Source organism: Exiguobacterium oxidotolerans JCM 12280, assembly GCF_000702625.1.
Classification (GTDB): domain Bacteria; phylum Bacillota; class Bacilli; order Exiguobacteriales; family Exiguobacteriaceae; genus Exiguobacterium_A; species Exiguobacterium_A oxidotolerans.
The window spans coordinates 658467-671816 of sequence record NZ_JNIS01000001.1 but is presented as its reverse complement, the minus strand read 5'-3'; the positions used below and the strand labels follow the sequence as shown (position 1 = coordinate 671816).

The window sequence follows — 13350 nt, the reverse complement described above, 5'->3', positions numbered from 1 at the left end:
AGCGTATGAATGAATCCCGTTGGATGGAACGCCCGCTTGAGGACGAACGGACGCGTCTTGCTTTCATGACGAAAGCGGAGCGGGATGAGCAGATCAGGCGGCTTAATGACCGAACGATGAATGAAGATGAGGTTCTCTATACGTTGTATACGATCCAGGATGCCTTTTCGAGAAATGAAGAAGAACGGGAGCGGTTCGTCAAACTGGCAGGATCTTTTTTGACGGTTGAAGGCGTCGAACAAGTCCTTGCACTGTTTCTTTTTGAACAGGGACAGTCCTATCCGCTCTATCTCGCATTGCGGACGGCATCCCCATACTTGCCGTATGGTCTAGCGGTCAAGTTAGACGAAGCCGCTACGGTGCTTGCACGACAAACGACGCAACATACTCGTACGGCTGCAGAAGAGTCTATTTTGACACCAGAAACAGTCGGACAGACGGATGTGGACTGGTTAACTCTTTTTCGGACTGGAACGTATGAACAACAATTTGCAAAGTTACGTGGAGTGATACTTGACGATATACCTGAATTAAAAAATTACTTTTGTACATCGTATGCAGTCGGACGGGACGTGACGCATCAAAGTTTAATCGTCATGCATACGGTACTCGGACAACTCGTGGCGGATGATGCGTGTTTTCCGCTCCGTATGTGCATCGAGCGTTTGCAAATCGACGTGACATTCGATTCAGCGCTGCAGCTGAACGCGCTGTTGACCAAACAACAGGAGCAACTCGAAGCGAGACAAGACCTGTTATTTAGTTTAAAACACCTCGATCCGTTTAGAGCCTTATTGATTTTATCGTGGCACCAAATGCTCCATCCCGTACAAGCGGTGGATCTGTTCGAACCGAGTCCAGGCGAGGTGATTGATGCACTTGACGAACTCACCGGCTTGACGTTCGAACAAAGGGAGCCTAGAAAGCACCTCGGGCGACTCGCGCGCATGTTATACGACAGTGCACACCGAATGTTAGAAGAAGGAAAATCGTACGAAAAGACAGCGATATAGGAAATGCAAGGATTCCATTCGCTCAACAGTGGTAATGCTTGGAATGGATGTGCTATAATGTGACTTGTTGTACACACATGTACGCTAATTGACAATTTTGGAGGGACTCAGCATGACTGCAAAATGGGAAAAACAATCAGGTAGCCTCGGCGTTCTCACGTATGAAGCGCCTGCTGAAGCATTTGATAAAGCGGTAGACCAAGCGTTCAAGAAAGTCGTTAAGACTTTGAACACACCTGGTTTCCGTAAAGGAAAAATGCCACGCACAATGTTTAACAAAATGTACGGTGAAGAAGCACTTTATCAAGATGCTCTTGATATCTTGTATCAAGATACAATCGAAGGTGCTGTCGTCGAATCAGGTATCGAGCCAATCGCGCTTGAGAACATCGACGTTGAAACACTCGAAAAAGGAAAACCAGTTGAGTTTAAAATCACGTTCGTCATCGAACCTGAAGCAACTCTCGGTGAGTACAAAGGTCTTGAGTACACAGCTGTCGAAACTGACGTGAATGACGAAGATGTCGATGCTGAACTCAAAACAATGCAAGAGCGTGGAGCAGAGCTCGTCGTAAAAGAAGACGGCGTCATCGAAAATGGCGACACAGTCGTATTCGACTTCGCAGGTTTTGATGGGGACAACCAATTCGACGGCGGAACTGCTGAAAACTATTCACTCGTCATCGGTTCAGGAAACTTCATTCCAGGATTCGAAGAGCAAATGGTCGGTCTAAAAACGGGCGAACAAAAAGACATCGACGTTACTTTCCCAGAAGAGTACCATGAAGCATCACTCGCTGGTAAACCAGTAACGTTCAAAGTAACAATCCACGAAGTGAAAGCACAAGAACTCCCTGAATTGACAGATGAGTTCGCTAAAGAAATGGACGAAGAAGTTTCTTCTCTTGATGAGTTGAAAACAAAAATTCGTACACGTCTTGAAAACACACGTAAACAAGAAGCTGATGCTTCAATGCGTGATGAGTTGGTTGAAGCAGCGACTAAAAACGCAACAGTTGATCTTCCGGCAGTTATGGTCGACAACGAAGTTGAACGTATGGTCCAAGAATTCACACAACGCATTCAATCACAAGGTATCGACCTCGACATGTACTTCCAGTTAACTGGAACGACTGAAGAAGCGATGCGTACTGAAATGAAAGAACAAGCAGAAGAACGTGTTAAAGCACGCCTCGTTCTCAAGCAAATCGTTGCAGACGAAAACATCGAAGTTAACGAAGAAGAAGCGCAAGCTGAACTTCAATCGATGTCTGAACTCTACAACATTCCTGCTGATCAACTTGAAACAATGCTTGCACCACAAGGTGGTCTTGATACGCTTAAAGGTGATCTTCAATTCCGTAAAGCAATCGACGTTCTCGTTGATAACGCGAAAACGAAATAAGTTCGCTAGCTGAACAAAACGATTTCAAGACCTATTTCTGGTCTTGAAGTCGTTTTTTTTGTACGATAGGTCAAACAAGGACAAACATTATCAAAATCTACAAATCAAACTGTAAAACGGTTGTCCAAGATTTGAAAGACTTTCCTTGTTCATGCTACAATCATTAATAGTAAAACGTGAGATTGGATGCGAAACGTATCTATACAACTTCCGCGTTAAAGGGGTGGACCTTTATGTTTAAATTTAACGAAGAGAAAGGTCAGCTGAAATGTTCTTTCTGTGGAAAGACACAAGAGCAAGTGCGCAAACTTGTTGCTGGACCTGGCGTTTACATTTGCGATGAATGTATCGAACTTTGCAACGAAATCGTTGAAGAGGAACTTGGTACAGAAGAAGAAGTCGAACTAAAGAATGTACCAAAACCGCATGAAATTCGTGAGACATTAAATGATTATGTCATCGGTCAAGAGAAGGCTAAAAAGTCGTTGTCTGTTGCCATGTACAATCATTACAAACGAATCAATGCCGGTGGTCGGGCAGATGATGTCGAGCTTTCTAAATCTAACATCGTCATGATTGGACCAACAGGTAGTGGTAAGACACTTCTTGCCCAAACAATGGCACGTATCTTAAATGTTCCTTTCGCGATTGCGGATGCGACAAGTTTGACGGAAGCTGGATATGTCGGGGAAGATGTCGAAAACATCCTCTTGAAACTGATTCAAGCTGCTGATTACGATGTCGAGAAAGCAGAAAAAGGAATCATCTATATTGATGAAATCGATAAAATTGCCCGTAAATCTGAAAATCCTTCCATCACACGTGATGTATCAGGGGAAGGGGTGCAACAAGCACTTCTTAAAATCTTAGAAGGAACAGTTGCGAGCGTACCGCCACAAGGTGGACGTAAACATCCACATCAAGAATTCATTCAAATCGATACGACGAATATTCTTTTCATCGTCGGTGGTGCATTTGATGGAATCGATCAGTCGATTAAACGTCGTCTTGGTAAAAAAGTCATCGGATTCGGAAATGACTCTGAAAACCGTAACTTTACGCAAAAAGAAATTCTTGCTGCCGCATTACCAGAGGATCTTCAAAAATTCGGACTCATCCCCGAGTTCATCGGTCGTTTGCCAGTCATGGCGACACTCGAACCGCTCGATGAGGATGCACTTGTCCAAATCTTGACGAAACCAAAAAATGCGTTAGTCAAACAATACAAAAAAATGCTTCAACTTGATGATGTTGAACTCGACTTTACAGATGAGGCATTGATTGAAATCGCGAAACTCGCCATCAAACGGAAAACCGGAGCACGTGGTTTACGTTCGATCATCGAGGAAACGATGCTTGAAATCATGTTCGAAATACCATCACGTGAAGATATCGCAAAAGTCATCATTACAGCTGAAACGTTGACTGGTAAACGCGGTCCAACGCTTGAGTTGAAAGATGGTACAATTGAACAAGGGAAAGAAAAAGAAACGGCGTAACACCGTGATAAATCGACTCGGGAGGCTACTTGTACGCCTTTCCCGAGTCTTTTTGTTTAGGAGGAATTCGATGAAAACCAAACAATATCCACTTTTACCACTTCGGGGCGTCGTCGCCTATCCATTAATCGGCTTGACGATTGATGTCGGTCGACCCGTTTCGCTAAAAGCATTGCTTGCTTCAAAGGAACATGAAATTGATTTAGTCGTCGTGACGCAACGCGATCCAGAAGCAGAACCGTCCGTCGATGGATTGCATGCGGTCGGTACACTCGTTCAAATCGCGAAGATGAGTGAACTCGGCAATGATACCGTTCGTGTTCGCGTCATCGGAAAAGAACGTGTTCGGATTGAACAAGTCAGTGAAACCGATGAGGGCTATCAAGCGGTCATCGAACCGATTGAGAAAATCGATATCAAAGGGGCCAAACAAGAAGCACTTGTCCGCTTGATTAAAGAACAATTCGGTCAACTCGTATCTCGCATCAAGGGCATCGGAACAGACGAACGACGTCGTTTCGAAACGTATGAACGTCTCGATTCTTTGACGGATTACATCACGTCGAAATTGCCGATTGAACTTGCAAAAAAACAAGAGTTCTTAGAAGAAAATGATCCGGTCGAGCGGGGCTTGATGTTGCTTGATGTCATGAAACATGAATATGAAGTCGTTGAGCTGGAACGCGAAATGCGGGAACGGACGAAAAAAACGATCGAGCAGTCGCAACGCGACTATTACCTTCGGGAACAGTTGAAGACGATTCAACAAGAACTCGGAGGGGAAGCGGCTTCTGCTGAAAGTGATGCTGCCAAGTATAAAGAACAGCTAGCGATGCTCGATTTATCAGACACAGCCGTTGCAAACGTCGAAAAAGAAATTAATCGGTTAGCCGTCGTACCGGCGACGAGTCCGGAACATGGTGTCATTCGAAATTACTTGGAATGGTTCTTCTCGCTGCCATGGAATGAGGCGACGGATGATTTCTTGAACGTCGAAGCGGCGTCGGAACAACTCGATGAAGATCACTACGGTCTCGAAAAAGTCAAAGAACGGATTCTCGAGTATTTAGCTGTCCGTCAATTGACGGACTCGTTACGAGGACCGATTTTATGTCTCGCAGGTCCTCCGGGGGTCGGGAAGACATCGCTTGCCCGGTCCATCGCGACCGCTCTTGAACGGAAGTTCGTCCGTGTATCGCTTGGTGGTGTACGAGATGAAGCCGAGATCCGCGGGCATCGCCGGACGTATATCGGAGCGATGCCGGGACGAATCATTCGTGGACTGAAACAAGCAGGTACGAACAATCCGGTTTTCCTACTCGACGAAATCGATAAGATGTCGAATGATTTCCGGGGCGATCCATCGTCTGCGATGCTTGAAGTGCTCGATCCTGAACAAAATAATAGTTTTTCTGATCACTATATCGAAGAACCGTTCGATTTATCGAACGTGTTATTCATCGCAACGGCGAATGATGTCTCGAACATTCCCGGCCCTTTACTTGACCGGATGGAATTGATTCAAATCGGTGGGTATACGGAGCAAGAGAAAGCACAAATTGCCGTCCGTCACTTGCTATCGAAACAAATCAAAGAACATGGCTTGAAAAAGAGTCAATTAACAGTCAAGCCGGACGCGCTCGAGGAAGTCGTCCGACGGTATACACGAGAAGCCGGTGTGCGGAACTTGGAACGCGTGTTAGGGTCACTTTGTCGTAAGGCGGCGAAACAAATCGCGATGGGTGAAAAGAAACGTGTCACGGTGACGAAACGGAATTTACCAGACTTCTTAGGGAAACCGATTTACCGGTATGGTCAAGGAGAATTAGAAGATACGATTGGCGCGGTGACCGGTTTAGCGTATACTGCATTTGGGGGCGACACACTGACGATCGAAGTCAGTCTTGCGCCAGGTAAAGGAAAATTGCAATTAACGGGTAAACTTGGTGACGTCATGCAAGAGTCGGCTCAAACCGCTTACAGCTTCGTACGAGCGAATGCTGAAGCAGTTGGAATTGATCCGAATTTCTACGAAACACAGGATATTCATATTCACGTACCGGAAGGCGCCGTACCGAAAGATGGCCCGTCAGCTGGGATTACGATTGCGACAGCCCTGATTTCTGCTCTGACGAAACGTCCAGTCCGGCGTGACGTCGGAATGACAGGGGAAATCACGTTACGTGGTCGTGTCTTACCAATTGGTGGTCTAAAAGAGAAATCGCTCGCGGCACATCGTGCAGGATTGACAACGATTTTAATGCCACAAGACAATACGCGCGATATCGATGAGATTCCAGAAACCGTTCGAGATGGGATTCGATTCATTCCGGTCGCTACGATGGACCAAGTACTCGAACATGCATTAAAAGGAGAGTAACATGAAAATTTATAAAGCAGATTTTATTACAAGTGGTGTCAATCCGGAGCATTATCCGGAACCACTTCTTCCTGAAGTTGCACTTGCAGGACGGTCGAACGTCGGAAAGTCGTCGTTCATCAATAAGCTCGTCCAGCGGAAGGCACTCGCACGTACTTCATCAAAACCCGGGAAAACACAAACGTTGAACTTCTTCAATATCAATGATGAGCTCATGTTTGTCGATGTACCCGGATACGGCTACGCGAAAGTTTCGAAAACGGAACGGGAAGCCTGGGGCAAAATGATGGAGAAGTATTTCACGACACGTGAAATATTAAAAGGTGTCGTCTTACTCGTTGACATTCGTCATGAACCATCGGCAGATGATGTCATCATGTACGACTTCTTAAAGTACTATGACTTATCCGTCATCGTCGTCGCGACAAAACTTGATAAAATCAAGCGTGGTCAGCGGGATAAACAAATCGCAGCCATCAAGCGGAAACTGCAATTTGATGGTCAAGATACATTCATTCCGTTTTCTTCAGAAACGGGCGAAGGTGTCGATGCGGCATGGGAAGCGATTTATAGTCATCTGTAAGTCATGACACGTAAATCCGTTTCAGCTTGACGCATCGTTTAGCCAAAGTTCACCTCATGTGAACTTTGGCTTTTTTTTGTGTGGGAGGAAACCGATGATTGGAATAGCCTTTCTTGTCTAAAAATTCCCTGTAATAATTTTTTCCATATATATGCGATGTGATGAATTCAAGTTACAATGATAGAAACAACTTGAACTGTTGGAAGGACGTGTAAAAGTGAAACGGTATAAATGGATTGCCTTCATTGTTGTGTTGTTGATCTTAATGCCATTCGGCTTGTGGTTGCTTCAAAAAGAGAAAACCTTAAATGTCGTCCTGTTCGATTATACGGTCGGTAAAGATGAACGTGAGCATGCGGGAACGACGTGGTTATTAAATTATTTGAAAATTCGCAATCAATCTGGTGATGAGTACCAGTATACGGATTACATCAATCGTTACGATGGAACACAAGGCGCGCAGATGTTGAAGCAAGCGAAGAACGCAGATGTGTTGCTTTTTACGGATACGTATGGAAAGTCTTATACAGTAGATGAGAAAGAAGAACATCGTGGTGGTTTGACGGCGGAAGACGTTGATTTAGCAACGGATGCAATTTCGAAAGGAAAAACAGTTGTAGCGGAATTCAATACGGCGGCAAGTCCGACCGCTTCTGATCGATCGAGTGCCTTTCATCAATTATTCGGAACGGCGTGGACGGGGTGGATTGGTCGTTTCTTTCCAGATTTGAGTGAGTTACAAGGACTTGATCAAACCGTCGAAGAACAGTTGAAAGTACAAGCAAAAGAGAAGGCATACAAGTTATCCGGACCAGGCTATGTCTTCATTAACGATTCGACGGGAGAAAGCTTTTTTGTAAATGATGATACGCCGTTGCTCTATAAGTGGGATAAAAATCAGCACCGTGCCAAAGATGAAGTACGGTATAATTATTGGTTTGAGATTCTTGAACTGGACGGTGGGGAACAACAAGCATACTTTTCATGGAAACCTTCCAAACAAACGCAAGCCATGTTGCGCGCACGACAGCTTCCGCTTGAATTCCCTGCTTATGTGACACAAGGGAGCGCTCATTATTTTGCAGGGGACTACACGGATGTAGCAGAGATTCCACGCTATTATCGATACCGAGGATTAGATTGGTTCCGCAAACAATTTATTTTAGATGGAGCGAAAAGTGAGTCTGCTTTTTTCTGGAAAGTTTATGCACCGACTCTCAAACGGATTTTAGAAGACACGAAGCCGATGGAGCAAGCAGCGATTAAAGTAAAGCCGTTACCTACGGCGACCGTAAATAATCAAACGTTGCGTACGCGAGCGCGCAGTGGGCAAGATACGCTCGAAATGTATCAAGACGGCGAATGGAAACCGTATTTCGTCAAGGGTGTCAACGTTGGACTAGGACGCCCCGGAGCCTTTCCGGGAGAACATGCAATCAGTCGAAACGAGTATGATCGGTGGCTGAAGCAAATGGGCGAACTTGGAATCAATACGATTCGTATTTATACACTTCACCCTCCAGCCTTTTATGACGCGTTGAAGGCATATAATGCTACAGCGAAGCAGCCGATTTATTTGATGCAAGGAATGTGGGTCGAAGAAAAGCCGTTCGAGGAACTTAAAAACGCATATAATCCTGAGTTTTTAAAAATGACTGATACAGAAGCAAAGCGGATGGTCGATGTCATTCACGGCAATGCAGTGGTTAAAGAAGTTGTCGGTCACGCTTCAGGAACATATACATCAGATGTCTCACAGTATGTTTCAGCCTTCGTCTTTGGAATTGAGTGGTTGCCTGAGACAGTCGTTGAAACGAATAAAAAAAATAACGGAACACGGTTTGAAGGAAAATACATCACGACGACCAAAAATGCGTCTCCATTTGAATCGTGGTTAGCGGGACGAATGGACACAGCGACAGCGCATGAACTAGATCAGTACGAAACGACACGACCGATTGGAGCGACCAATTGGCCGACGACGGATCCACTCGCGCACCCGGAAGAAGTCGAAGAGGAACAAGATCTCGTCTCAATCGATTTTAATCATTTAAAAGCGACGAAAAATTTTGCGGGTGGTCTATTCGCTTCCTATCATATTTATCCGTATTATCCGTCCTTCATCAAAGATGAATTTGGAAAAAAGACGGACGCAGGATCAGAGTCATACAGTCGTTACTTGAAGAAAATGAAAGCATATCACGAGATGCCACTTCTCGTATCGGAATTCGGCATCCCGAGTTCCCGAGGCAAAACACACCTTGGTCCGAACGGGTTTGACCAGGGGCATGTCAGTGAAGAAAAACAAGGTGAGTTAGTCGCCAATCTTTACGAAGACATCGTCAAGGCGAAAACTGCAGGCGGTCTTGTCTTCATCTGGCAAGATGAGTGGTTTAAACGAACTTGGAATACGATGGATTACGATGATGCGGACACACGACCACGCTGGTCGAACGTTCAAACAAGTGAACAGCACTTCGGGATGCTGGGTTTCTTACGCTCAGACATCGTCATCGACGGAAAAATGGATGACTGGGAAGGCTATGCGCCAGTCGCTCAAAACAACGATCAAGCCATCTATATGACTTCGGACGAAGCATACCTTTACTTGCGAATCGACCGGAAACAAGTCGAGCCGACGACGATTGCTTTATCAACAAAGCCGAATGACGGCAATCAACAAGTCGGTGATTTGATGCTTGAGGAAGGAGCGGAGTACCGACTGCTGATTGATGAAAAAGCACGGATCGATGTCGACGAACGGTACGATATCTTCCGTTATCATTATGGGCTGAAGATGCCGTTTGAAATGGTTTCGCCTCCGAGCGAGGAAAAAAACAGTGGTCAGTTCAATCCGATTTATCAAATGCTTGATTATGCACGGCGTGACCCGGTGACGAAAAAAATCGTCAAGCCTGCCGTGAAGTGGGATACGGGAGTCTTACATGAAGGACCTGCGGACAGCATCTTAACGGATATATCTGATTTAAGTCAACCGAGTATCGAAGTACGAATTCCATGGATGGTGTTGAATATGCGCGATCCAAGTAAACACGAAATCATCGGGGACTTTTGGAAAGAGGGTCTTGAAGCGAAGATGGTGACAGAAGGAATCGAAGTGACGGGGCAGGTCGGAACGACCCGGATACCAGAAGTCGATCGCGGTTTTTACAGTTGGTCAAAATGGACGAATCCTCAACAAAAAGAACAACTGAAGCCTGTTTATGAAACAATGCGCGAAGCATTTAACAAAGGAGTGAATTAAATGCGTCGAGAAGAGATGTGGCGGTTGATCGAAGCAGCAATCGAAACGACAAATGAAGAGACGGTTACGACAAAGGAATACGCAGGAGCGGATGTCGAACATGCGACGGGAGCAGTCCTCTTCATTCATACGGTCGGCGTGATGCCGGAAACAATCCATGCATTATTGCGTGAAGGAAAATGCATGGAGACCGCTCTTTCTTACGCGGATGTCGTCGTCGCGACCGAATCGTTCGTCGAAGAACGAATTCCTGTCGTCTATCTTGGTCAGGCGAACGAAGAGGCATTTTATCTTCTAGACAATGCACGAGAAGTCATACCAATCGATTTATCGAAAGCGTTGTTAATGGATCGTTTGATGCGTTATAAACGCGTTCGGCACGTGAAGGACGTCGTCGTCGTAACAGACGATCCACACTTAAAGCGTATGCTTGAACGGGAATTGTTCGAGCGATTTGAGGACGTGTCATTATATGAACGGACAGAAAGCTTTTTGGAAAAGCATGTGGCGCGTCGTCCGTTTCTTCTCGTATTTTCTTCCGCCTTACCGCGAGCGGATGGACTTGAACTTTTGTTGCGTGCCAAACAACAGAGTATCGTTCCGTTTCACTCAATTATGATTTCGATGTATAACCGTGAACGTGATCATGTGTTGGCGATTGAACGGGGTGTTGACGGGATCATGACGTTACCGCTTAAAGTAGAGGAGTTTCGAGCATGGGTGCGCCAAGTTGAAGAGGTGAGGCTATGAACTGGATTCTATCATTCATTTTTATACTTATTCTTCTTCAAGTGGGGGCGTTAATTTATCTCGTGGTGCAGAAGCAGCAGCGTGCGAATCAAGAGCAGTCCCGTCAGCAATGGCAAATGCAGTTTCGGGAAGACCTCTATACGTTTGCTATGGGGGAGCGGACGGATATGCCGTTCGTTAAAAAAGGATACGAGGACTTAGTCGAACTCGAATTATTCGCTTTTACTAACTTAACAGCGACAGAAAGTTATTTAGAACGTATTCATCAGTTCGTCGAGATTAGCTTGTCCGCTTATTACGACAAACAAATTGAACATCGACGTATCGACCGACGACTCAATGCCTATGAAGCAATTGCCCAGTTTTGTTTGCAATCCGTTGCTGATCATCTTCAGCGGCGTTTGGCAGAAAACGTCGTTAAAGAAGAGCGGGATGTCATCATCCGGACACTCGTTTCAATTTCTCCACGATACGCAATTGCAGCTGCGAAAACGGATCAAGACATGAGTTTTTTTGGAGCCGTTCTTGCAGTGGGGCGAAGTCATGATTTGTCCATTTGGGTAGATGAGTTTGAAGGGTTGACCCGCCCGTTTCAAATGGCGCTTCTGCAATTGATACATGATCGTGATGAAACACAGTATCTTGAACTCGTGCGAAGTAAAACGACGGACGAACATCCGGAAATACGTAAGCGTGCACTTCGCGCATTGGCGCGGATCGGTCTTGAAGAAGACTGGACATTGTACGTACCTTACCTGCAGGAGGAGACGAGTTGGGTCGAACAGATGTTAGCGCTTCGCTTTTTAGAAAACGTAGGACGACAAGAGGCATTGCTTTCTATCTTGCCATTCGTAAGTAGTCGCTCGTGGTGGGTCCGGACAGCGGCGTTTGATGCTTTGTTAGCGTGTGGAGGGTTACAACAACTCGCCATAGTGGCCAAAACGCACCCTGACCGTTACGCAAAACAAAAGGCGACAGAGCGTTTAGCGAAGGAGATGAAACAACATGTCATCTGAACTGATTCAATCCATTATCAATGTCTTATCCTGGACCGTCCTCATTTATATGATTCTCGTCATTCTGTTTTATTCGTCCCTTTATCTCATTTCAGCTCAAATGGTTCGAAAGCAACGTTTTCGTCGGAAAGAAAGTTCGTATCTACCACTGATGCGTTCGCTCTATACACGACCGGTCAGCATCCTAGTCCCTGCCTACAACGAGGAGTATACGATTATCACAAGCGTCCAAGCATTGCTCGCGCTTGATTATCCGGAGCATGAAGTCATCGTCATCAACGATGGATCCAGTGACGGGACGATTGAGCAACTGTTTAAAACGTATGAATTAGAAAAGGACTTACGTTTCCCCCGAATCTTGATTGGTTCGAAACCGGTTAAGGCGGTCTATCGTTCGCGAATTGATGCACGCCTCATCGTCATCGATAAAGAAAACGGTGGGAAAGCGGATGCCTTGAACGCTGGCATCGACTATTCAAGCTATCCGTATTTTTGTTCGCTTGATGCAGATTCAGTCTTAGAGCGTGATGCGTTATTAAAGGTCATGAAACCAATCGTTGAATCCGATGAGGAGGTCGTTGCGACATGCGGATCGATTTTCCTTGTCAATGGTTGCACGATTGAAGGTGGAGAAATCGTCGAAATTAGAACGCCAAAACAACGGATCGTCTTAATGCAGATGATTGAATATTTCCGTGCTTTTTTGTTTGGCCGGCTCGGACTGAGTCGTTTTAATCTACTGTTGATCGTGTCCGGGGCCTTTGGTCTTTTCCAAAAAGATATCGTCGTCAAAGCAGGTGGGTATAAGGAAGGACTAGTCGGAGAAGATATGGAACTTGTCGTCCGTCTTCACCGGTATATGAAAGAGAATCAATTGAATAAGCGCATCGAGTATGTTCCGTCACCCGTTTGCTGGACGCAGGCACCGGAAACGATGGAAGTCTTACATTCGCAACGAACACGCTGGCACCGTGGACTTGCCGAGACGTTATGGGCACATAAACGCATGATTGGGAATCCCCGTTACGGATTCGTCGGGAGCGTGTCGATGCTTTATTTCTTCTTGATTGAGCTCCTCGGACCAATCGTCGAATTGATTGGTTACTTCATCATTCCGTTAAACTTATTGGTCGGGACGCTGAATTTTGAATTTGGAATCGTTCTTTTGACAGTCGCTTTATTGTACGGTTCATTGCTGTCGGCCGGAGCTGTCTTGCTCGAGGAATGGACGATGCACCGCTTTAAAAACGTAAAAGAACTAATTCGACTGTATTTGTGGTCATTGACAGAGTCGTTTTGGTATCGCCCGATTCTTGTATTCTTTAAACTCGGCGGACTGATTCAGTTCATGACGGGACGCGGTCAATGGGGTAAAATGGAACGACAGCGACTCGATGAAGTCGCGGCAACCGATGAAAAAATCAAGTAACGACTGAAAA

Annotated in this window: 9 protein-coding genes; all 9 read left to right on the top strand. The window is 45.6% G+C overall.

The genetic code is table 11. From position 1 onward, the window contains the following. The first annotated feature begins 5 nt into the window (after positions 1–5). The 9 genes from P403_RS0103470 to P403_RS0103430 all read left to right on the top strand — a co-directional run bounded on the left by P403_RS0103470 (position 6) and on the right by P403_RS0103430 (position 13340). Positions 6–1013, top strand: a complete 1008-nt coding sequence (locus P403_RS0103470; RefSeq protein ID WP_029331087.1) for a hypothetical protein — start codon at positions 6–8, stop codon at positions 1011–1013. A 112-nt stretch (positions 1014–1125) separates the two neighbouring features. Beyond that, positions 1126–2418 (top strand): trigger factor, encoded by a 1293-nt coding sequence (tig, locus tag P403_RS0103465; protein WP_029331086.1) that lies wholly within the window; start codon positions 1126–1128, stop codon positions 2416–2418. Positions 2419–2651: 233 nt separating this feature from the next. After that, positions 2652–3917 carry an ATP-dependent protease ATP-binding subunit ClpX gene (gene clpX / locus P403_RS0103460; RefSeq protein ID WP_029331085.1) on the top strand — a complete coding sequence of 422 codons (1266 nt, stop codon included), beginning with the start codon at positions 2652–2654 and terminating at the stop codon, positions 3915–3917. Between the two features lie 70 nt (positions 3918–3987). Further along, complete coding sequence (gene lon, locus P403_RS0103455) at positions 3988–6297, top strand: endopeptidase La (RefSeq protein ID WP_029331084.1); 2310 nt, start codon at positions 3988–3990, stop codon at positions 6295–6297. Position 6298: 1 nt separating this feature from the next. Further along, entirely contained in the window at positions 6299–6880 is a 582-nt protein-coding gene (yihA, locus tag P403_RS0103450) for a ribosome biogenesis GTP-binding protein YihA/YsxC (protein ID WP_029331083.1), read from the top strand. 217 nt (positions 6881–7097) lie between these two features. Next, positions 7098–10145 (top strand): hypothetical protein, encoded by a 3048-nt coding sequence (locus P403_RS0103445; RefSeq protein WP_029331082.1) that lies wholly within the window; start codon positions 7098–7100, stop codon positions 10143–10145. Continuing rightward, positions 10146–10895, top strand: a complete 750-nt coding sequence (locus tag P403_RS0103440) for a response regulator (protein ID WP_029331081.1) — start codon at positions 10146–10148, stop codon at positions 10893–10895. Further along, positions 10892–11911, top strand: a complete 1020-nt coding sequence (locus tag P403_RS0103435) for a HEAT repeat domain-containing protein (protein WP_029331080.1) — start codon at positions 10892–10894, stop codon at positions 11909–11911. The genes P403_RS0103440 and P403_RS0103435 overlap by 4 nt, the downstream gene beginning before the upstream one ends. Then, entirely contained in the window at positions 11901–13340 is a 1440-nt protein-coding gene (locus tag P403_RS0103430) for a glycosyltransferase family 2 protein (protein ID WP_029331079.1), read from the top strand. The genes P403_RS0103435 and P403_RS0103430 overlap by 11 nt, the downstream gene beginning before the upstream one ends. Positions 13341–13350: the final 10 nt, after the last annotated feature.